General features: G+C 61.4%; 26 protein-coding genes and 1 tRNA gene. 11 read left to right on the forward strand and 16 right to left on the reverse strand.

The genetic code is table 11. The annotated features are described in order from the left end of the window. Window positions 1-46: 46 nt before the first annotated feature. The 13 genes from JCM7686_RS14785 to JCM7686_RS24480 form a co-directional block, all read right to left on the reverse strand. On the reverse strand, window positions 47-652 hold the full coding sequence (locus tag JCM7686_RS14785; protein WP_041527304.1) for an HK97 family phage prohead protease: 606 nt from the start codon (window positions 650-652) through the stop codon (window positions 47-49). Continuing rightward, window positions 636-1,859, reverse strand: a complete 1,224-nt coding sequence (locus JCM7686_RS14790) for a phage portal protein (RefSeq protein WP_201769408.1) — start codon at window positions 1,857-1,859, stop codon at window positions 636-638. Before JCM7686_RS14790 ends, JCM7686_RS14785 begins: the two co-directional genes overlap by 17 nt. Window positions 1,860-1,921: 62 nt before the next feature. After that, entirely contained in the window at window positions 1,922-3,433 is a 1,512-nt protein-coding gene (locus JCM7686_RS14795) for a terminase large subunit (protein ID WP_158442358.1), read from the reverse strand. Window positions 3,434-3,680: 247 nt separating this feature from the next. Then, window positions 3,681-4,130, reverse strand: a complete 450-nt coding sequence (locus JCM7686_RS14800; protein ID WP_020951611.1) for a hypothetical protein — start codon at window positions 4,128-4,130, stop codon at window positions 3,681-3,683. A 200-nt stretch (window positions 4,131-4,330) separates the two neighbouring features. Then, on the reverse strand, window positions 4,331-5,032 hold the full coding sequence (locus JCM7686_RS24085; RefSeq protein WP_236635822.1) for an HNH endonuclease: 702 nt from the start codon (window positions 5,030-5,032) through the stop codon (window positions 4,331-4,333). A 302-nt stretch (window positions 5,033-5,334) separates the two neighbouring features. Further along, window positions 5,335-6,042, reverse strand: a complete 708-nt coding sequence (locus JCM7686_RS14810) for a hypothetical protein (protein WP_020952174.1) — start codon at window positions 6,040-6,042, stop codon at window positions 5,335-5,337. Beyond that, a complete protein-coding gene (locus JCM7686_RS14815) occupies window positions 6,039-6,611 on the reverse strand; it encodes a hypothetical protein (RefSeq protein WP_020950963.1) in 573 nt (190 codons plus the stop codon). The genes JCM7686_RS14810 and JCM7686_RS14815 overlap by 4 nt, the downstream gene beginning before the upstream one ends. Before the next feature lie 250 nt (window positions 6,612-6,861). Next, window positions 6,862-7,491 carry a hypothetical protein gene (locus JCM7686_RS14820; RefSeq protein ID WP_020950964.1) on the reverse strand — a complete coding sequence of 210 codons (630 nt, stop codon included), beginning with the start codon at window positions 7,489-7,491 and terminating at the stop codon, window positions 6,862-6,864. Beyond that, window positions 7,488-7,997: a helix-turn-helix domain-containing protein gene (locus tag JCM7686_RS14825; RefSeq protein ID WP_020950965.1), complete on the reverse strand. Its 510-nt coding sequence runs from the start codon at window positions 7,995-7,997 to the stop codon at window positions 7,488-7,490. The genes JCM7686_RS14820 and JCM7686_RS14825 overlap by 4 nt, the downstream gene beginning before the upstream one ends. Beyond that, a complete protein-coding gene (locus tag JCM7686_RS14830; protein ID WP_236635841.1) occupies window positions 7,994-8,407 on the reverse strand; it encodes an SAM-dependent methyltransferase in 414 nt (137 codons plus the stop codon). The genes JCM7686_RS14825 and JCM7686_RS14830 overlap by 4 nt, the downstream gene beginning before the upstream one ends. A gap of 261 nt (window positions 8,408-8,668) precedes the next feature. After that, entirely contained in the window at window positions 8,669-8,905 is a 237-nt protein-coding gene (locus tag JCM7686_RS14835; protein ID WP_041527391.1) for a hypothetical protein, read from the reverse strand. 284 nt (window positions 8,906-9,189) lie between these two features. After that, on the reverse strand, window positions 9,190-9,459 hold the full coding sequence (locus JCM7686_RS14840; protein WP_041527103.1) for a hypothetical protein: 270 nt from the start codon (window positions 9,457-9,459) through the stop codon (window positions 9,190-9,192). An 80-nt stretch (window positions 9,460-9,539) separates the two neighbouring features. After that, window positions 9,540-9,752: a hypothetical protein gene (locus tag JCM7686_RS24480; RefSeq protein ID WP_148292631.1), complete on the reverse strand. Its 213-nt coding sequence runs from the start codon at window positions 9,750-9,752 to the stop codon at window positions 9,540-9,542. Window positions 9,753-9,840: 88 nt separating this feature from the next. Here JCM7686_RS24480 and JCM7686_RS14845 point away from each other — a divergent pair, with 88 nt between their 5' ends. After that, on the forward strand, window positions 9,841-10,173 hold the full coding sequence (locus JCM7686_RS14845; RefSeq protein WP_020951616.1) for a hypothetical protein: 333 nt from the start codon (window positions 9,841-9,843) through the stop codon (window positions 10,171-10,173). Window positions 10,174-10,464: 291 nt separating this feature from the next. On the opposite strand, the gene JCM7686_RS23580 is transcribed toward JCM7686_RS14845, so the two are convergent. Further along, complete coding sequence (locus tag JCM7686_RS23580) at window positions 10,465-10,956, reverse strand: DUF2513 domain-containing protein (protein ID WP_051201580.1); 492 nt, start codon at window positions 10,954-10,956, stop codon at window positions 10,465-10,467. A 207-nt stretch (window positions 10,957-11,163) separates the two neighbouring features. Here JCM7686_RS23580 and JCM7686_RS14855 point away from each other — a divergent pair, with 207 nt between their 5' ends. The 10 genes from JCM7686_RS14855 to JCM7686_RS25190 all read left to right on the forward strand — a co-directional run bounded on the left by JCM7686_RS14855 (window position 11,164) and on the right by JCM7686_RS25190 (window position 16,588). Beyond that, window positions 11,164-11,439, forward strand: coding sequence for a hypothetical protein (locus tag JCM7686_RS14855; RefSeq protein ID WP_041527392.1), 276 nt, complete (start codon window positions 11,164-11,166; stop codon window positions 11,437-11,439). Further along, window positions 11,436-11,684 carry a hypothetical protein gene (locus tag JCM7686_RS14860; RefSeq protein ID WP_020951618.1) on the forward strand — a complete coding sequence of 83 codons (249 nt, stop codon included), beginning with the start codon at window positions 11,436-11,438 and terminating at the stop codon, window positions 11,682-11,684. The genes JCM7686_RS14855 and JCM7686_RS14860 overlap by 4 nt, the downstream gene beginning before the upstream one ends. Beyond that, window positions 11,684-11,887, forward strand: a complete 204-nt coding sequence (locus tag JCM7686_RS24485) for a hypothetical protein (protein ID WP_020952175.1) — start codon at window positions 11,684-11,686, stop codon at window positions 11,885-11,887. The genes JCM7686_RS14860 and JCM7686_RS24485 overlap by 1 nt, the downstream gene beginning before the upstream one ends. Next, entirely contained in the window at window positions 11,887-12,087 is a 201-nt protein-coding gene (locus JCM7686_RS14865; RefSeq protein ID WP_041527393.1) for a hypothetical protein, read from the forward strand. The genes JCM7686_RS24485 and JCM7686_RS14865 overlap by 1 nt, the downstream gene beginning before the upstream one ends. Window positions 12,088-12,255: 168 nt before the next feature. Next, complete coding sequence (locus JCM7686_RS14870; RefSeq protein ID WP_041527394.1) at window positions 12,256-12,510, forward strand: Acb2/Tad1 domain-containing protein; 255 nt, start codon at window positions 12,256-12,258, stop codon at window positions 12,508-12,510. A gap of 71 nt (window positions 12,511-12,581) precedes the next feature. Next, a complete protein-coding gene (locus JCM7686_RS14875; RefSeq protein WP_020949522.1) occupies window positions 12,582-12,908 on the forward strand; it encodes a hypothetical protein in 327 nt (108 codons plus the stop codon). 27 nt (window positions 12,909-12,935) lie between these two features. Continuing rightward, window positions 12,936-13,790, forward strand: coding sequence for a YfdQ family protein (locus tag JCM7686_RS14880; RefSeq protein ID WP_020949521.1), 855 nt, complete (start codon window positions 12,936-12,938; stop codon window positions 13,788-13,790). 72 nt (window positions 13,791-13,862) lie between these two features. Beyond that, window positions 13,863-14,120, forward strand: a complete 258-nt coding sequence (locus tag JCM7686_RS14885) for a hypothetical protein (RefSeq protein ID WP_041527395.1) — start codon at window positions 13,863-13,865, stop codon at window positions 14,118-14,120. After that, window positions 14,117-14,812 carry a hypothetical protein gene (locus tag JCM7686_RS14890; RefSeq protein ID WP_020951620.1) on the forward strand — a complete coding sequence of 232 codons (696 nt, stop codon included), beginning with the start codon at window positions 14,117-14,119 and terminating at the stop codon, window positions 14,810-14,812. The genes JCM7686_RS14885 and JCM7686_RS14890 overlap by 4 nt, the downstream gene beginning before the upstream one ends. A 108-nt stretch (window positions 14,813-14,920) precedes the next feature. Continuing rightward, window positions 14,921-16,588, forward strand: coding sequence for a recombinase family protein (locus tag JCM7686_RS25190; protein WP_020951621.1), 1,668 nt, complete (start codon window positions 14,921-14,923; stop codon window positions 16,586-16,588). Here the strand turns inward: JCM7686_RS25190 and JCM7686_RS14900 are convergent. Next, window positions 16,545-16,621: transfer RNA gene (locus JCM7686_RS14900), tRNA-Met, on the reverse strand. The genes JCM7686_RS25190 and JCM7686_RS14900 overlap by 44 nt on opposite strands. Window positions 16,622-16,751: 130 nt before the next feature. Next, on the reverse strand, window positions 16,752-18,077 hold the full coding sequence (gltX, locus tag JCM7686_RS14905; protein WP_020951622.1) for a glutamate--tRNA ligase: 1,326 nt from the start codon (window positions 18,075-18,077) through the stop codon (window positions 16,752-16,754). Between the last annotated feature and the right edge of the window lie 49 nt (window positions 18,078-18,126).

Consider the following 18,126-nt stretch of genomic DNA (forward strand, 5'->3'; position numbering starts at 1 on the left):
GTCAAAGGCAGGTACGCGCTGCCGACTCCGGAAAGACCGGGTGATTTCAGAGGATGCCGCGGAAACGCGCCTCGGCATTGGCGCGCCGCGCCGAAACTCGGCGCTCGGCGGCGGTGAAGTTCTGGGCCCGACGCTCTTTGCGGGCCGCGTCCAGCGAACGCATAGCGATCGAGGTGCCGTCATAGGCGGGCTCGGAGACGATGCTGACCTCGCGCAGCTCGACCTCATGGATCGTGCGCTTGGGCGTCTCGCCGGTTTCATCCCACTCTTCGCGCGTCACGCGGAAGCCGAAGGACATGCCGCGGATGTCGCCGCGTTCGATCAGGGTGCGCACGTCGCGACCGTCCGACGTGTCGGGCAGATCGATCTCGACCGCGAGGCCTTTGGCATCTTCGCTCAGGCGCAGCGTTCCGCTGGTCGAGCGGCCGAGAATGCGGCCACGGTCATGGTCAAAATAGGCCAGAACATCCGCCACCTGAAGCGTCTTGGTGAAGGCTCCGCGCGCCAGAACCTCGTCGAAATACCCGCCAATGCTGGTCACCTCGCCGAAGACGGCAGCGTAGCCGCCGACCGTCATCTTGCCGTCGGCATCCGCGCGGCGCTCGACCGGCAGGATGACGGAGCGCTTTTCGTCGTCAGGTTTTGTCGGCATCGACCTCTCCATCATCGGCTTGGGATTCGCTCGGCGCTTCTGGCGGCGGCACGCCAGCGCCATTGGCGGCACTCCCTAAAACCACGGTTGCGCCCTGCACCAACAATTCGTCAGCCGCCGGATTGCTGTGGCGGGGCCGGTTTTCCAGCTCGCGCGCTTCGTTCGGGGTCAGCTGACCGGTCTGGATGCCGCGGGCAATGCCCTCGATCCGGGTTTTGAAATCGCCGCGCATCAGGCCGGCGAGATTATGCTCGACATAGCGACCGCCAACCTCGTGCCTCGACTTGCGCCCGAACAGCTTCAGATTGGCCTCGCCCTCGAAGGCCTTCACCCATTGGCTCAGCAAGTGTTTGATCAGGCTGAGGTCTTGCTGTTCGACATTTGCGCGGATGCCGTGGCTGAGATCATGCAAGAATACCGGCGGCAATTGCCACACTCGCGAGAACTCCTGGATCTGGAACAGGCGCGCCTCGGTCATCTGGCCTTTGGCCGGATCGAAACCGACCTGCTTCAGCTCATGGCCGGGCGGGATCGGGAACACGGGCTTTTGCGAGGACTTCGCCGCGTCAATGGCGCGCGTCATGTCGGCCATGGCCCGCTTGAGCCCATCAGCGCCCTGCGGCAACGGCCCCGACAGAGCCAAAGGCGGCACCCCGCCACCGGCGAAGAAATTGCTACCGTAATCGCCCATGGCCAACGCGAGCTGGATTGCCTTGCGTGCCTTGTTGATCGGGCCGTCATGGCCGATCATGTCTTCCTTGAGCATGAAAGGCACGTCAATCACATCGGCCGCCGGATACCGCTTGCCGTCGAAGGTATAGACCAGCCGCATGTTGACGCGCTTGACGCTGACCTTGCGCGGATCCATCGGCCAGATCCCGACGACCTCGTCGCCCTTACGCTCAATCCAAGCCAGCCCACGGCCGCCGGTGAATACCTGCTGCCAGAAATACTGGCGCATCTTGAACCCGTCCATTTCCTCGTTCGGAAACTCGCTGATGGTCAGCGCGGTATCGCCGCTCAGGCGCTCGGCACCCTCTGCCGTGCGGCGGAAGGCATGGAGCGGAATCGCCGCCAAGGTGCGCGACAGAAAGGCCACGGCGCAGAAAACGGCTGGCACGGTCAAGGCGTTGCTGATCGTCACATGGGGCAGCGCCACCTTCTCGATCCCGAAGAACGAAAGGATATTGTCGGAACTGAGCGCCACGCTCGGGCTCTCTACCGTGGCGGAACGCGTCTCCGCGCGCCGCACTTCCAAGCCAAGAATGTTCATGGTCCCACCAAACTGAATTCGGGATCGTCCCAAGGGGAGACGACCGTCTCTTCCTCATCGGGATATTCGATTGCCCAGAGCGCGTTGATCAAAGCGACGACGCCATCGATCTTGTCTTCGGGGTTAGCCCTGGTCGGGAAAATGTAATCACCGCCCAGAACCCGCTTTTGCAGGACGTTGCCTGCCATCCATTCCAGCACCGGATCTCCATCCGTTACCAACCGGCCATCATCGACGGCGGAGATGAGCCGGTTGAACGGCTCATGCATGTTCTTGGCCTTAGTTTGGAGCTCGATGCAGGTCAGACCCTTCGCCTCGAATGTCGCCACCATCTGGTGAGCGAACTGCGGGTCGTAGATGACTTGTTGGACATTGAGATTGAGCAGCGGAAAGTCGAACTCATCCGAGGCCACTCCTATCAGCGCTAAAACATAGGCTTGCACCATATTCAGATCCAGCTCGCCCGCTTCCGGCGTGGTCAGGATCCTACCTTCTTCGGCCCAAGCCAGAAGTTGCTCGTTGCCGGGGGCTTCGATCACGGCCCGATTGAGGAAATGGCGCGCGAAAGCATAGAGCTTACGGCCTCGCAAAAACACGACGACGACATCTGCGAAGTCCTGCCGCGTCGCGAGATCGATGCCGACAAAGCAAGGCTCACCGGCGAAATCCGCGATCGAGAGCGCGGGATCGAACGCGGCCCGCCACCTGGTAAGATCCAGCGCCGATGCGCCGACGCTCGTCCAGATGTCGAGGTGCTTGCGCAGGAACTCTCCCATCGCGACGGGAGATGCGCTGGCCTTGGTCCATTGCCGCTGCATGTACTCCAGACTTTTCGCACGGCCTAGGCCCGGATTCGCTTTCGCCCAGGTCAGAGGATCGCCCGGATCGTCGCCCTCGTCGGCCTCGTAAATCAGCCCGAAATACTCCTCGTCCACCTGTGTGCGGTTGAGAATTCGCGTCAGATAGGTCCGCTGCTCGTAACAGACGCCGGCGGTGTTGCTGCCCGCCGTGGTGATTGCGATCAGCAAAGGCTGTTCGCGCGCGCCAAGCGCCGAATCCATCGAATCCCAGACATCGCGGTTTTGATGCTCGTGCAGCTCGTCGACGATCGCGCAATGCGGGTTCTTGCCGTCCTGCGATTTGGTCTGCGCCGCGACAGGCCGAAAGACCGCGGCCTCATCCGTCGTTTTGATCCGGTGTTGTTCAACCGTGAGGCCGAGCGCCTCGACGGCGGGCTTTCCTTCCACCTCGGCACGCAAAATCATGTTGCGCGCCGATTCGAAGACGATGCGGGCCTGATCGCTCGAGCTCGCTGCGGAATAGACCTCTGCCCCCGGCTCGCCGTCCACGATCAGAAAATAGAGCCCCATTGCCGACAGCAGGGTCGATTTACCCTGCTTGCGCGGAACCTCGACATATGCCGTCTTGAAGCGGCGCATCCCCGTTGTGGCATGAACCCAGCCCGCAATATTGGCGATGAGAAAGCACTGCCAATCGTCGAGCCGCACCAACTCGCGCCGCGCTGCCCATCGCCCTTTGATATGCGGCATGGCCTCGATGAAGGCCGCCATGTGCTCGGCCGCGTCCGGATCGAAGACATAGGGAAAGTCCGATGTGCATTGCCGATCGAGATCATCAAGGAAGCGCTGGCATGCCTGTATCACCTTGCGACACGACGGCAGATCCCCGGAAACGACCAGATCGGCATAGGCAACCGCGCGATCCGTGCAGGACCATGCGATCGACGCAGCACCGTCAGCCACCCACCGGCCTCCGGCGCGGACGGAACGGCGTCACCGCCCCAACCGGATCGACAGGCGCCGATGTCGCCTTCTCGGCGCCGGTCAGGAGGCTCATGAAGGAGGCCTGCTCCGAGCCGAGGCCCTCCTTGCGCGACGCCGGCGTGAAGAAAAGCTCGCGCTCAAGTGGCGTGAGCACCTTGTCCAGATAGGCGAGGCGCTGGACCTTCGGCGAACCGAAACCCTTCTCATCCTCTCCGTCATCGGTTTCCAGATCGAAGTTGATATCGTCCCATTTGAGACGGTGCACGGCATATCGCTGGACCTGCAACCATACCGCCTCGTCGAACGTTCCGTCGCGCAGCAGGACCGAAGCGAGAGAGCGGACAATCTCCATATGGCGTTCGGTGAAATAGTCCGGCACCGGCGGAAGCCGAGCAAGGATGTCATCCAGCTTGATTGTCATGACTAACTCTTGTTACCCCCCCCCTCAAAAATTGGCGCGCGAAAGAATTTACCCACCGCCGCCGGTCCTCCTGTGTTTCGGCCAGGTTTCCGCCCCTCCCCCTCCCTTTTGGCCCCAAAACGCCAATTTTGCCTGTTTTTTGGGCATTTTTTGGCGAAATCGGCCAAAATCGAGCCATCCGTGGCTACAATCGTGAAGGATTATCGCTCCCAGCGCCGAACCGCGGCGATGAGTGCAGCCGCAACCTCCGCCCGTTCGGCATCGGCGCGGATCCGTTCGATGCAGGACGCTTCCGGCGCATCGATAACCATCAACTCGGATCGCGGCCCCATCGCCTCGACCCACATCAGACGCTCAGCTTTGGTTGGCGCGGTGACGATCAGCCACGCCTTGCCTGAAACATCATCCGCTAACGAGCGGATCATCATATCGCGATAGGCCATTGCCTTGCGGAAGATGCCGGTACGCTGGTCATACCGTACACCTCCGACCCGAACCTTGATCTCATCGAGATCTATCACCTTGTCGCCAGAACCAGCACGCTCCTGCACCCATGTCGTTTTTCCGGAGGCCGGAGGGCCACAGACAATGGTGAGCGGTATTGCCGAAGGCCGGACACCCCGCGGTATACTGAAGCCCCAGTCTCGCGGAATGATCAGTCGGCCATCCGGCCCGATTGACGGCTGCGCCTCTGCCTTGAGCGCTCCCTGCGCCGCAGAACCCTCGCGCGCCGTCTTTGCTGCATGGCAGGGTCGACACAAGGATTGCAGGTTATCGAGATCATCCGTGCCGCCCTTCGACTTTGGCACGATATGATCGACGCTATGCGCCACAACCGGCCTGCCAGATCGAATGCATAGAACGCAGAGGCGCTTGTCGCGCTCGAGGATCGCGATACGCAAACGGTCCCAAGCGGCACCATAACCACGCTCATGACGATTGCCCGCCTGGCCATGCCAACCACCTGATGGCAGCCCTCTCTTCCCAGGCACATCGGAAACCGATCGATGTCTTTTGCACCGCACCGTCCCCACCTCGACAACGGTCCGACAACCAGGCACCGCGCAGGGCTTGCTGGGCATGACATCACCGAACGATAGGGAAAACGCAGTGCGCCCGGCTCGGGAGGATCCCGCCGGGCGCACTGATAGATGATAGAAAGATTGATAGGGCCGTGCGTCCTAAGCAGTCAAGAGGGTTTGACTTAGGCTGGCGCAAAATGTCCGCGCATGCGCTCGAGGACCGCAGTCAAAGACACGACAAGCATGTTGATATTTCGCGCGGTCCCAGTCCACCCATGCCGCTCCAGCACGTCGCGAAACGACCGTCCATGCAGGCAAATCTCATCAACCAGCACGCGGTCGTGAATGATCCGCGCGCCACCCTCACCCCGCGCCGAGGGCCGAACTCGACGCACCGCCATGGCGACACCGGCCCCGATGCGACGGCGCAAAAGATCGATCACCCTGCCCTCTTCGATGAAGGCATCAATGAACTCGCCACCCGAGCTTGAGCCACCGCGCCCAGCCTCAAGGCTTGAGCAGCGCATCCCGCCCGCATCATGGCGTTCGACCAGATCGCGATAGAGCCGCGCAACCTGAACCTGCCCCGGCGAGAAGGGCGGCGCCGCCTTCCTCCGAGCCGCTCGGCGGGCAAGATCGTCAAAGACATCTGCCGCGCGCACGGCGTTGAAGCCGCGCCAGCCCATCTCTTCGACCTTCCAGCCGGTGCTGTCCTTGGGATCCGGCACCATGCGCAGCGGCGTCACCACCACCTGCGGCCCCCGCGCGGGCGCCACCGGGATCAGCGGACCGCAGCCCTCGACCGGTGTGGCGCGCGACAGAACCGCATCGAGGCGCGCCCGTTCTTCCGCCGCCCTGCCTTGGGCCATCCGCCGATATTCCTTGGTCATGCTGCAGCCCCTTCCCCGATTTCGCGGCAACGCTGCAACGCCGCGTTGCGCCGATCCCACCAATCACAGTCCACCGGGCCGAGCTCGCCTTCTCTGGCCAAGCGGCCTTGCAGATCGCGATAGCGCCGCAAGGCACCGTCCGCGCCATCGCGGATCTTGCCGAGCGTCCAGTTGTTCGGCCAGTTCCTGTTCTTGCGCAGGTGATCCAGAAGCTCAGGGGCCCAACCCTCTGTGATGGCAGACTGACCGACGCCATGCGCGAAGACAGCCTGGATCAGCGGCGACGCCCCTCCATCCGGGGGCTGGATGACCGCAGCCCATTGCAGGATCAGGTTCGCGATCGGGAAGCGGTCACGATCCTTGCCGCTCGGATTGGCAGCAGCCTGCTCTTCGAGCGCCATCAGCGACGCATCCGACATATAGGCCAGCTTCTGGCACATGCCCTCGATCATCTCATCGAACTGCGCGACGGTCAGCGTCGAGGTCTTCGTAAGCCCGCGCCGCTTCAATGGCTCGACCAGAAGCCGCAAAACCCGCTTTTCGCCCTGTGCCTGTTCTTCGCTGTTCATGGCTATCCCCGTTTCTCAGCACGTCTCGACTTATCCACAGGCGCGCCCTTTCGATTGCGCGCTTAAGTTTCCTTTCCTTATCTTTTCATTTCTTCTCTTCTCTTCTCTGTCCGGAAGAATTCGGAGGAAATCAGGCCGGAACTCGGCGCAAACCTTCCCATTTCCTCCTGATTTCTTCCGAATTCCTTCCGCGTTCTTTCCGGTTCCTTCCGAATTTCTTCCGGCGGAAGAAATGGAAAGAATGGGATGTTCAGCCGCTGGCCCGGATTTCAGCCAGTTCCATTTGCTCCATCGCGTCGAGGACGATATTTGGGCGGCGTTGCTTCTTGGGGTGGTTCTCAAGAAGATACTGGTCGAGGCGCAGCACATAGATGTGATCTTCGGCCATGGCTTTCGTGCCGCCCGCCCGCACGATCTGATCAGGCAGCTGGGCGAGACGCTTCCGCTCCCGCTCAGACTCTAGCTTGTCATTATAGCTGACCGTCGCTTTGGCCGCGTCCTGCACCCATTTGTGCATTTCGAGATGGTAAAGGCGAACAGTGCCGTCTTCGCAAAGACACCGCCGCCACTCCCAGAGGGGGCCATACTCCCTTTCGCAGATCCGAATGAACTCATCGACCGGGGTATTAACCAGACCCGCAAGGATGCGGGGATCTTCCGGCAGCGTCCCAACCGGCTGCTGGTTTTGCGCGGCAAAGATCAGCTCAAGCGCCAGACAGCGCGAATCTCGGTCCGCCAACTGACGAAAATCGCAATTGCCCCAATACTGATGATGGAACTGCATGAAGTAGTGGCTCTTGAGCTCGATCCCTGCCGGAATTGGGCACTCCGGCAGAGCATCGACGGCAACCGGATGCAGGTTGCGGCGGGGCACGGTCATGCGGCACCTCTCTTCGCGGCTCGAGCATCGACTGCCATCAGCTGCGCTTGCAGGCGCTCGATGTTGCGATCAGCGATCCAGAGCCTCACCGTGCGTCGCGTAACCCCCAGATCTCGCGCCAAGGCGCAGATCGACGGCCACTCGCGCGCCCCGATCCGCACCGTCCGGCCGCGTCCGCGTCGGCCCGTCTGCGCATTGCCAGCGCCGATACCAAGGGTCTTGAGATGGCCGTGCCGGTTCAGGCAGGTAGAGACCGCTGATTTGACCACACCGGCGGCGGCTGCAACCTCCGCCTGGGTGCGGTAGAACTGCCCTTGCCACTCATACCGGACGGTATCTTTGGTAAGGAGGCCATCGAGGTTGCCATGGGTGCGTAAGCGCCAGAACACCGCGTTCAGCGATACGCCAGCCGCTGCCGCGACAGCCTTGGCCCCGTGATAGACCTGCCCCTGCCAATGATAGCAGCCGCGCCCGCGTCCGGGCTGACCGAGAGCGGAATCGCTCATGCCGCGGCCCTCCCGATAAATTCCGTCGCGCCGTTGGAAGGACGGGCATCGAACAGATACCAGCTGCAATTGTCCTTGCCGGTCATCGTGCTGTCTGGGATCCACTTGACCCGCCCGATCGAGACAATCTTGCGGAGGAGCTGCTTGAACTCAGCCGACTGCCGCGTGTACGCCCAATCGCTGTCAAACAGCAGCCAGGTCGGGCGCATGGCCGCGAAATGCCGGATCATCGGATGCAGGATCGAGCGGGTCCAGGGCGGGTTGGTGATGATGTAATCGACATCCTCGGCCCAGATGGCCAGATCGTCGGAGAGGGCATCACAGCACCGGACATCCTCATGACGCGGCGCGATATCACCCGCCCATTGGCAAGACATGCCAGCGGCCTCGAGCGTATTGACCAGCGCCATGTCTCCCGCACAGGGTTCGACAAAGCTGTCGCCCCATGTCAGATGCGGCAAAAGCGGCGCAACCGCTGCCGACGGCGTCGCGTACCAATCACGCTCCCGCCGCGGGAAATTCGATCGCTTACCCATGGAGGATCACCATGGACCGCAAGGTCACGGCTGCGCCCAAGGCGTAAAAAGCTGCCCACCCCCAATCTCGCTGGGTGGCACGAAAGAGCGCGAAGCTGACGCTGACGCCTAAAGCGAAGGGGTAAAAGTCATACATCACGCGGCAGCCCTCACCTTCCTCGGTATGGGGGCCGGATAGACCGCCAATACGACGCTGGCCGCCTCGCCGCTCTCGCGCAGATCTGCATCCCGGATCCGCGCGACCAGCACGCGAGAGAAGGAGACGCCTTTGCCGTGATCGCGGCTGATTTCGGAATAGCTGTCACCGCTCACGGCGCGGCGCAGGATCGCGAGGTCGCGCTCATCGGCTGTGCGAGAAGAAGCAATATACATTTTGTCCCTCATGCGCATTCGCGTTTGTTTGAGAAAAGGCGGGGCGGTCTGAGCAGAGACCGCCCCGCAGTTGGTCACCGGAGCCGGACAGGCTAGGCGGTGACGAAACCGGAGGGCCGCAAAATCTCCGGGTTATTCGCGGCTTGCGCCCTTGATCCGTTGGAAAAATCTTTCCGACTGCGATTTGAACCATTCGGCATCGGCAGCGGAGCGATCCGCCACCCGAAGCGCCCGACGATGCCGGGCCGCGTAATATCGCTGCGCCATGCGCCAGAGCACCCGCATCATTCCGCCTCCGGATCGATGATCTGAAACACCGCTTCGGCACCGACCAAGGCGACGACCTTCAGCACATAGCGAAAATGCGGGGCATTCTCCCGGCGGAGCCAGTTGCGCACCGTGCGCGAGGTGACCGGGCGACGATCCGAGGTCAGGACCTCAGCTGCACGTTCCGCCAGATCGTTCTCGGACTGCGCCTCTGGGAAGGCGCGCCAGAGCAAGCTGGCAAACCATGCCCGCTCGGCTTCCTCGCCGCTGCATTTTCGGAAAGACATTTCAGAAAGTCCTGTGCTGTTGTGTCCCCGTGCAGAAGGACGATCATCAGAACGAAGAGAGGATGTGGCAGGGCGAAGGCTCATGCTGCGTCCTCGGGAGGGAGGTTGCGACGTTCACGCTCTGCCCGGAGCTTTTCAAGAATGCGCCATTTAGTATCTGGCCAAACTCGTCCGCCGTTACGCAGACGCGGCACAAGGCGGCCATTTCCTGCAACAATGATGCCGACGCGATGCTCAGAGAGCCCTGTCGCGGCAATAAAGCTATCTATGGCATCGAGGAATGCATGGTCCATGTGAAACCATATACACGCACTTGCGTGCAATGCAATACCCGTAAGTGCGTGCAAGCTTTCCGGCATTCAAAATGCTAGCAATCACCACATGAAAGACGGTTGGATATCTCGGCTCAAAGCCGCAATCGACGACGACGGGCGAAGCCTGCGCGCCATCAGCACAGCTGCTGGCCTCGGACCAAACTATCTTGAGCAAACATTCAATCGCGGCTCTTCACCTGTACAGCAGAAGTTAGCAGCTATTCTTGATGAACTCGGCCAAGATGCTGCCGTTTTCGTTTACACAGGCGTTCGAGCCAACGCGCAGACAATCGAATATCTCAATCTTCTCGCCGAGGCCCCCGAAGATCTGAGGCAGTCGACACTTGATCTTTTGGCAAAACTTGGCCGCGAGAGGAAACTCCCGACCGGAGATGATTGAGGACCAACTCTTGTTGCTGTGAGTCTAACTTCATCCACGCACTAAGAGCTTTCAAAGTATCGCCACCCACAAGCTTGCCCTCCACCAAATCACACAGGAACATTAGGCGAACTTTGACAACAGGTAACCAATTGACTCGTTTAGCCTAAAATAAACCTGAGGACGAATCTGTGGATAACATTGCAACCAAACGGCGCGCGTGATGCTGGCGCTGCCTGCTGAGATGGTGGAGCGGGCTTAAGTTAGCGCAGAGGGAATCCGATCGGCCTGAGCCGCAGCAACCAGATCAAATCAGGTACCGCGAATCCTCGCGGCGGCGTAGGCAATCATAGCAGCTACCGCACTATCCTGCAGCGCCTTGTAAACACTGATCAGCCCACCTTTCCCAGCGGACGCCGCAAGCGCAACAGCCTCATCAAGCGCAGATTTGCTGCGGAGATTGTCCAGAAGATCGTGCCCAGTCATCCAGATGGTCCTGACGGTGTAGATTAAATAATCTTCGCCGTCTGTTCCCGTCACTTCCTCCAAGGACGCGTCCAAGAAACCGGCCTGACACAGAAGGGCGACATGATAGCCGATCTCTACATCGGTTTTTCCTGCTATGGGAATGTCATCGATTTCAGCACGCGGCGTTACCTGATTTTCCTCAATCCAGAGCAGAATATCCCTGACAAGCTCCATATCCAGCTTCATAAAATTGCCCCCCAGCTTCGCGAGAATCGCAGCGCACTTGCTCTCATTCTCAGCAGCCAAAGCCATGACGTCGATTCTTTTCAACTGCATCACTCATCCCTCGTCCGCCCCAACTGGCGGGCTTTTTCATGCGCCGCGACCCGGCGCGAGCGAGGCAAGCAACGCGGCCCACCCTGACCGCAGGATAGCAGGCACGAATCGGAGCGGCAAGAATTTGCACGCAGTTGCGTGCTTTCAGTTGCGCTGCACGCAAGTGCGTGCGATAGTGCCCCATCCCCAACCGGATGGAGTCCGCAGATGCACATTCCCACCGTCCTGTCTTCCGCCGATGCCGAGAGCGATCCGGCTTGTTCGGATGGAGACCTGATCATCCGCTTTAGCAATGGCGACTGCGCGGAATACGAAGGCGTTTCGCGGAAAACCTTCACGGCGATTTTTGAAGCTATGGCGTCAGACCAGGGCACTGGTCTGCAGGTCTGGGCGTTTTTCGTCATCGGGCCTCACCGATGCCTGATCGACATTCGACAAGTCGCGTCGATCGATTTCCTCGAGGTTTCGGAGGACGCAGCATGATCGCCCTCGCCCACCCGGTCAAAGCAGCCGCCCGCAAGGCCCCGCGCCTAGGCGCCATGCTCTCCGGCGCGTTCCGCGCGGTGGCGCTGGTCGCCGCAACAATTTCCGCCGTCATCCTCACCGTCACGGTCTGGCACGTCGCGGGCCGCGCGATCAGCTGGGCGGATGTGCAGAGCTTCGTCGCGCCGACCTCGCTGGAAACGCGTGGACGCTCGATCGAGCAGCTGGCCGAGGGGGTGCGCTGATGTCGAAAACGTCACCCACGCAGCTCATGGGGCCCGAGTTTGCCGCACAACTGCCGATGCTGGCAGTTCGGATGCTGATCACCGAGGACCTGCTGCGCCGCGCGCTGCATGAGGTCCCGGGGCTGCGCGACAGCGATCTAGGCAGCGCCATCATCACCGCAATCACCGCGCCGAACAGCCAGATCGCCGAGGGGGCGCTGTGATGGCGGCCCGGTTTCGCGCGGACCGGAACGGCTGGATCGTCGACAACCTGACCGGCCTCTACATCCTGCAGGTCGCCGTGCATGTGCTGGATGAAGACACCGCGCATCGGGTCACGGCATCAATCATCGCGGCGCTGCACGCCGAATTCGACCCCACCGGCCTTAATCCCAAGACCTGCCTCGCCCAGCCCACCGACTGAGCGCAGCAGAGCCGCCGAGATGGCAGTCCCGGTGGCGCCAAGAATTCCCGCCGCGCACCTCCTCCCTTGGCGCAGCAGGAAGCCCCCCGGGGTCGCGTGACCTCGGGGGCGATGTTCCCCACCAGAACCGCGTCCGGCGGCACCGGGCATTCCCAAAAGGACCCCAACATGAGCACGATCGACAGCTCGTCCGACCAACGCACCGCCAACAATGCCGTGCGCCACACCTATCGCACCCTCTCGGAAGCCGAGAAAGGCGCGATGCAGGCGGTCAAGGATATGGGCTCGGCCCTCATAGCCAAGCTGCACGAAATCGGCGGGACGGACCCTTCGGGCGATCGCCTGGCGTCGCGCGACCTGTCTTTGGCCAATACCCACATCGAAGACGCCGTGATGCGCGCTGTGCGCCACATCACCGCCTGACCCTCCGGTGACCGGTCCCGCGCGGACCGGCATCCCGCCCCCCTATTGCAACCTGCACAGAGGCAACCGCCATGGCGCGCAACGAACTCAACTTCCTCGAATTCATCCAGAGCTTTCGCCGTGGCGAACTGCTGGAAACCGGAGACAACAAGCTCTCCGAGCTGATCGAGGCGATCCGCGAAACCGGCAATGGCGGCAGCCTGACCATGAAGGTCGGCATCAAGGTCAACAAAGCCGGCCAGCTCGAAGTCGTGCCCGACATCTCGATCAAGAAACCGACCCGAAGCATGGGAACCGGCATTTACTTCGCCACCGATGATGGCCGCCTTACCCGCCGCGATCCCAACCAGATGGATTTCGAAGACGAGCTCGAACGCCGACGCGCGATCGACGTCTGACCCCTTCCCAACCCGAAAGGACCAACCATGTCTCAAAGCTCCGAACAATTCGGCCAAGTCACCGCGCTTGCCGCGGATCCACGCAGCGCCCTCGAAACCGTTCTGGAGGCCGCACGCATCGCGGCGCCGACCATCTTCGGCCAGGACGGCCGTGAATACGCTGCGCTGCCGAAAAGTTTCAGCCTACTCGACATTTCCGACCCGAACCGGCTTCCCTCGCGGGTCCAGCAAGCGGTCACGGTCGATGATCGCGCATCGCTCTCAGCTTATGCCAACCGCTTCAAATCTGATCGCTCGGTTATCATTGCGGATTTCGACGCGCTCACCGTGTCGGCACGCCTTGACTGGCACGAGCATAACCTTGGCGAAGACTTCCCCGCCCCCGGTTACAACGCCCATGCCGTCACGTTAAAGCTGCGCCCCTCGGAGGAGTTTGCCCGCTGGGATGCGATGGAAGGCAAGATCCATCCCCAAGACGAGTTCGCGCGCTTCCTCGAAGAGAACAGCGTCGACATCGGGCATCCCGAAGCCGCGACCATGATCGAGATCAGCCGCGACTTCGAGGCCACGGTCGGACAAACCTACAAATCCGCCCTGCGCCTGGACAACGGCGACCGCAAGCTGGTCTTCGAGACCGATACCAAGGTCCAGAACGGCGTCGTGATCCCCGAGAAGTTCACGCTCTCCATTCCGATCTACAACGGCGAGCAGCCGGAAGAACTGAGCTGCCTTTTCCGATGGCGCGCCATGGGTGGCGGCGCGGTTGGTCTCGGATTTCAATGGCATCGCGTCGAATACCAACGTCGCGCGCACTTCACGCAAATCGCACTCACCGCATCTGAGGAAACCGGCCTGCCCTTCTACATGGGCCGGTTTGCCTGAACCCCTAAGCGACCCTTCGGTGCCTGGCCCCGCGCGGGCCAGCATCCCGAGCGCCAGCTGATAGGACGCAAGATGCAAGAGCACAAACCCCTCACCCATCGCGGCATCGAGATCGTGCTGCCCGAGGTTCCCGGCGCACCGGTGACCTGGACGCATGATGAAAGCAACACGCATGGATTTGCCCGGAAAGTGGAGGGTGCGATCTGTCAGATTAGCCACTTTCTGGGGCCAGACCCGGAGTGCAGGGTTTGCCTCGGCACCGGAGCAGATGACTACACCGCGCTGGTCTATGTGCCGTGCCGTGTTTGCTATCCGGAGGCCAAGGAATGACGGGCACTCTCCGAATCCTGATCGGCTGCGAGACGTCTGGCATCGCTCGACGCGCCTTTGCGGCGCTTGGTCATGACGTCTGGTCCTGCGACATCGAGGCGGCAGAGGACGGCAGCAACAGGCATGTCCGCTGCGACATTCGCGACGGCATCCTGACCGAAGGATGGGACCTGCTTGCGGTCATGCACCCGCCTTGCACACGGCTGTGCCGTTCTGGGCGGCGCTGGATGAGCGGCCCCGGCAAATGGTCCCCGCCAAAGCGCCTCCCGAAAGGGCGAAGCTGGAGCGACATGCGCCTCCAGTTCGAGGAAGGCGTCAGCATTTTCACCGCCTGCTGGACCGCGCCAATCAATCGGGTCGCGATTGAGAACCCGGAAATGAACGATCTCGCGCGCGACCGGATGCCTGCCGATCTGCCCGCGCCGCACATCGTACAGCCGCATTGGTTCGGACACCCCGAGTACAAAAGCACGGGCTGGTATCTGCGCGGCCTGCCCGTGCTGGTCGCGACTGCGCCCCTGCCCGAGCCGGTGCGCGGATCAGATGAATGGAGGGCATGGAATCGGGTGCATCGGATGCCGCCGGGGCCGGAGCGCGCCCGCCTGCGCAGCCGATCCTATCCGGGGATGATGGAAGCCGCGGCGCACCAGTGGTGCCTCCGGGCCGTGGAAGAGATCAGGAGGACTGGGTGATGACTGCACGAAAGACCGCGCTGTTGACACCAGATGACCAAGAGGTTGTTGATCAGAGCCTTAGAGAGCTGATCATCAAACTCGCTCGCCGCAGAGCTTGGGAAGACCATGTCGCGGCGCTTGAAACGCGAAGGAACTGACCCATTGACCCGCAAAGCCGTCAGCTACAGCCGCTACTCCACGGACCTCCAAAACGAGCGTTCGATCGAGGATCAGGAAGCTCTAATTCGCCGCTATGCAGCGATCAATGGTCTGACGCTCGACCGCTGCTATTCTGACGCCGCACAATCTGGCGCATCGATCCTCGGACGCGACAGCCTGCTTCAACTGCTTTCAGATGCAAAGGCCGGAGCTTTTGAGGTAGTAATTGTTGAGGAATTGGATCGCCTGTCGCGCGACATGGAGGATCTCGCGGGCATCCATAAACGCCTGTCATTTGCTGGCGTCGAAATCATGGCTGTCCATGAAGGGGTTGCATCGACAGTGACCGTCGGCCTTCGGGGATTGGTCGGCCAACTATTTCGCGAAGACAATGCCCGCAAAATCCGTCGCGGTCTTAGCGGGCGTGTGAGCCAGGGCTTGTCGGCTGGCGGCCGAGCATTTGGTTATCGCCCCCATCCGAACGAAAAGGGGCGACTTCTCATCCAGGAGGAGGAAGCCGTAGTGATCCGGCGCATCTTCCGCGAGTTTTCCGAGGGCCGCTCGCCAATCGACATCGCGGTAAATCTCACCCGTGACGGTTGCCCGATGCCACGATCGGCAACGGCATGGCAATCGAGCACGATTTATGGCTGGGCCGAGCGGCGGTCCGGCATCCTGCGCAATGACCTCTATGCGGGGCGCATCGTTTGGAACAAGTCAAAGATGGTCAAGGACCCCGAGACTGGCCGCAGGGTCTCGCGACCAAACCAGCAGTGCGACTGGCAAATCACCGACGCGCCCGACCTGCGGATTATCGAGCAAGACCTCTGGGAAAAGGTGCAGGCTATGATCGAGCCGAAGCCTCACGCAACCCAATCCGACCGCGCGAAAATGCGCCGTCCGGTCAGACCTCTGTCCGGCTTACTGCGCTGCGGCGCTTGTGGCGGCGGTATGTCAGCCAAGGGCAAAGACAAAAGTGGGCGCACCCGGATCGAGTGCACCCGCCATTCGTCTAGCCGGAGCTGCCCCGCGCCACGGACCTGGTATCTTGACCTTGTTGAGGAGGCTGTGATCGGGCTCCTGCGCAGGGAGCTCGACAAGCCAGATCTGCTGAAACTCTATGTCGCCGAATACAATCGGGCTCGAGCTGAATTCGCTGCAGCAAACGTCCAAAGGCGCGGGAAAATGGAACGCCGCATCCATCAGCTAGATTCTGAGATCTCGCGGCTGGTCCAGTTTGTGACGCGGGGAATCGGTGACACGGATCGAATTGCACATGAATATGAGGCAAAATGCGCAGAGCTGACCGATGCCAAGCTTGAGCTGTCTTTAGAACCACCTCCACTCAGCGCGGTAACACTGCACCCGATGGCGATGGAGGGCTACAGGAAAGACCTACTGACGCTCGCCCCGATCATGGGGGCGGACCACAGCGGCGGTTCGGCAAGCTTTGCCAGCACGCTGCGCAAGCTCATTGAAAGCGTGACAGTTTCAGAAACAGCAGCGGGACAAATGGAGGTGATCGTAACGGGCCATCTACGGGCCCTGATCGACGCCCCGCGAATGTCTCGTAAACATTCGGGGGGAACCATGGTAGCGGAGGAGGGATTTGAACCCCCGACACAAGGATTATGATTCCTCTGCTCTAACCAGCTGAGCTACTCCGCCACGGGTGAAGCGGGTTTTATTGGTGGAGGCGGGGGGCGTCAAGCGTCGAAATCATGAATCTCGGTATTTTTTCCAGACGCCGCGCAAAATATTGAAAACAAAGAAAAAGGGGCGTCTCCGCCCCTTTCCGTTACGCCTTTGCTTTGACCACCTGCAAGAGCGGCATGACGTCCGACATGTCCGGACCATGCGCCTGCCCGGTCAGCGCCTTGCGCAGCGGCATGAAGAGCCCCTTGCCCTTGCGCCCGGTCGCTTCCTTGACGGCTGCAGTGAACTCGCCCCAGCTCGTATCGGTATAGGGCGGCGGCGGCAGCAGCTTCATCGCCTCGGCAATGAAATCGGCATCCTCGGGGTCGATCTCGGGCTCGGCGCCCTGATGGAAGATCGTCCACCACGCGCCGAGATCGTCGAGCTTGGTGATGTTTTGCGAGGCGACGCGCCAGAAACGCTCGGCCAGATCGTCCGGCACGCCAAGCGCCTTGATCCGCTCGGCCACTTCCGACAAGGGCCGGCGCTGGTTCGCTTCGCGCGTCAGCGGCAGCAACTCTTCGGGGTCGAATTTCGTCGGCGAAGCGCCGAATTGCTTGAGATCGAACCCGTCCGCCAGCTCTTCGAGCGACATCCGCAGCTCCATCGGCTGGGACGAGCCCAGACGCGCCATCATCGACAGCAGCGCCTCGGGGGCGATGCCGCTTTCACGCATGTCGCGGATCGAGAGCGCGCCGAGACGTTTCGACAGCTCTTCGCCCTGCGCGCCGGTCAAGAGGCTGTGATGGGCGAAGCGCGGCGGGATGCCGCCGATCGCGCGGATGATCTGGATCTGGGTCGCGGTATTGGTGACATGGTCCGCGCCACGCACGATGTCGGTCACGCCCATATCGACGTCATCGACGACCGAAGCGAACGTGTAAAGGATCTGGCCATCGGCGCGGATCAGCACCGGATCCGAGACGCTGGCGGCATCAATCGAGATATCGCCGAGAATGCCGTCATGCCATTCGATGCGTTCATGATCGAGCAGGAAGCGCCAATAACCGGTGCGGCCCTCGGCGCGCAGCTTCTCTTTGTCCTCGGCCGACAGCGCAAGCCCGGCGCGGTCGTAAACCGGCGGTTTGCCCATGTTGAGCTGCTTCTTGCGCTTCAGATCAAGCTCGGTCGGGGTCTCGAAGACCTCATAAAGACGCTTGCCGTCACGGAGCTGCTCGGCCACTTCGCCGTAACGGTCGAAACGGTCGGACTGGCGCTCCAGCCGGTCCCAATGCAGCCCGAGCCAGTCGAGGTCGCGCTTGATGCCATCGGCATATTCTTCTTTGCTGCGCTCGCGGTCGGTATCATCCAGACGCAGAATGAAGGTTCCGCCCGTCTTGCGCGCGATGAGATAGTTCATCAGCGCCGTGCGCAGGTTGCCAACATGGATGTGGCCGGTGGGCGAAGGGGCAAAACGGGTGGTGGTCATGGTGAACTCCTGTCTGCTTCGCTCTTTCACAACCGACCGATTTTGTCCA

This window comes from Paracoccus aminophilus JCM 7686 (assembly GCF_000444995.1).
Lineage (GTDB): Bacteria > Pseudomonadota > Alphaproteobacteria > Rhodobacterales > Rhodobacteraceae > Paracoccus > Paracoccus aminophilus.

What these genes read in the sequence shown, in the direction of transcription:
- JCM7686_RS14785 (WP_041527304.1), bottom strand. Translation starts at nt 652, where the DNA reads ATGCCGACAAAACCTGACGACGAAAAGCGCTCCGTCATCCTGCCGGTC.
- JCM7686_RS14800 (WP_020951611.1), bottom strand. Translation starts at nt 4,130, where the DNA reads ATGACAATCAAGCTGGATGACATCCTTGCTCGGCTTCCGCCGGTGCCG.
- JCM7686_RS14810 (WP_020952174.1), bottom strand. Translation starts at nt 6,042, where the DNA reads ATGACCAAGGAATATCGGCGGATGGCCCAAGGCAGGGCGGCGGAAGAA.
- JCM7686_RS14815 (WP_020950963.1), bottom strand. Translation starts at nt 6,611, where the DNA reads ATGAACAGCGAAGAACAGGCACAGGGCGAAAAGCGGGTTTTGCGGCTT.
- JCM7686_RS14820 (WP_020950964.1), bottom strand. Translation starts at nt 7,491, where the DNA reads ATGACCGTGCCCCGCCGCAACCTGCATCCGGTTGCCGTCGATGCTCTG.
- JCM7686_RS14825 (WP_020950965.1), bottom strand. Translation starts at nt 7,997, where the DNA reads ATGAGCGATTCCGCTCTCGGTCAGCCCGGACGCGGGCGCGGCTGCTAT.
- JCM7686_RS14830 (WP_236635841.1), bottom strand. Translation starts at nt 8,407, where the DNA reads ATGGCGCTGGTCAATACGCTCGAGGCCGCTGGCATGTCTTGCCAATGG.
- JCM7686_RS14835 (WP_041527391.1), bottom strand. Translation starts at nt 8,905, where the DNA reads ATGTATATTGCTTCTTCTCGCACAGCCGATGAGCGCGACCTCGCGATC.
- JCM7686_RS14840 (WP_041527103.1), bottom strand. Translation starts at nt 9,459, where the DNA reads ATGTCTTTCCGAAAATGCAGCGGCGAGGAAGCCGAGCGGGCATGGTTT.
- JCM7686_RS24480 (WP_148292631.1), bottom strand. Translation starts at nt 9,752, where the DNA reads ATGGACCATGCATTCCTCGATGCCATAGATAGCTTTATTGCCGCGACA.
- JCM7686_RS14845 (WP_020951616.1), top strand. Translation starts at nt 9,841, where the DNA reads ATGAAAGACGGTTGGATATCTCGGCTCAAAGCCGCAATCGACGACGAC.
- JCM7686_RS23580 (WP_051201580.1), bottom strand. Translation starts at nt 10,956, where the DNA reads ATGCAGTTGAAAAGAATCGACGTCATGGCTTTGGCTGCTGAGAATGAG.
- JCM7686_RS14855 (WP_041527392.1), top strand. Translation starts at nt 11,164, where the DNA reads ATGCACATTCCCACCGTCCTGTCTTCCGCCGATGCCGAGAGCGATCCG.
- JCM7686_RS14860 (WP_020951618.1), top strand. Translation starts at nt 11,436, where the DNA reads ATGATCGCCCTCGCCCACCCGGTCAAAGCAGCCGCCCGCAAGGCCCCG.
- JCM7686_RS24485 (WP_020952175.1), top strand. Translation starts at nt 11,684, where the DNA reads ATGTCGAAAACGTCACCCACGCAGCTCATGGGGCCCGAGTTTGCCGCA.
- JCM7686_RS14865 (WP_041527393.1), top strand. Translation starts at nt 11,887, where the DNA reads ATGGCGGCCCGGTTTCGCGCGGACCGGAACGGCTGGATCGTCGACAAC.
- JCM7686_RS14870 (WP_041527394.1), top strand. Translation starts at nt 12,256, where the DNA reads ATGAGCACGATCGACAGCTCGTCCGACCAACGCACCGCCAACAATGCC.
- JCM7686_RS14875 (WP_020949522.1), top strand. Translation starts at nt 12,582, where the DNA reads ATGGCGCGCAACGAACTCAACTTCCTCGAATTCATCCAGAGCTTTCGC.
- JCM7686_RS14880 (WP_020949521.1), top strand. Translation starts at nt 12,936, where the DNA reads ATGTCTCAAAGCTCCGAACAATTCGGCCAAGTCACCGCGCTTGCCGCG.
- JCM7686_RS14885 (WP_041527395.1), top strand. Translation starts at nt 13,863, where the DNA reads ATGCAAGAGCACAAACCCCTCACCCATCGCGGCATCGAGATCGTGCTG.
- JCM7686_RS14890 (WP_020951620.1), top strand. Translation starts at nt 14,117, where the DNA reads ATGACGGGCACTCTCCGAATCCTGATCGGCTGCGAGACGTCTGGCATC.
- JCM7686_RS25190 (WP_020951621.1), top strand. Translation starts at nt 14,921, where the DNA reads ATGTCGCGGCGCTTGAAACGCGAAGGAACTGACCCATTGACCCGCAAA.
- gltX (WP_020951622.1), bottom strand. Translation starts at nt 18,077, where the DNA reads ATGACCACCACCCGTTTTGCCCCTTCGCCCACCGGCCACATCCATGTT.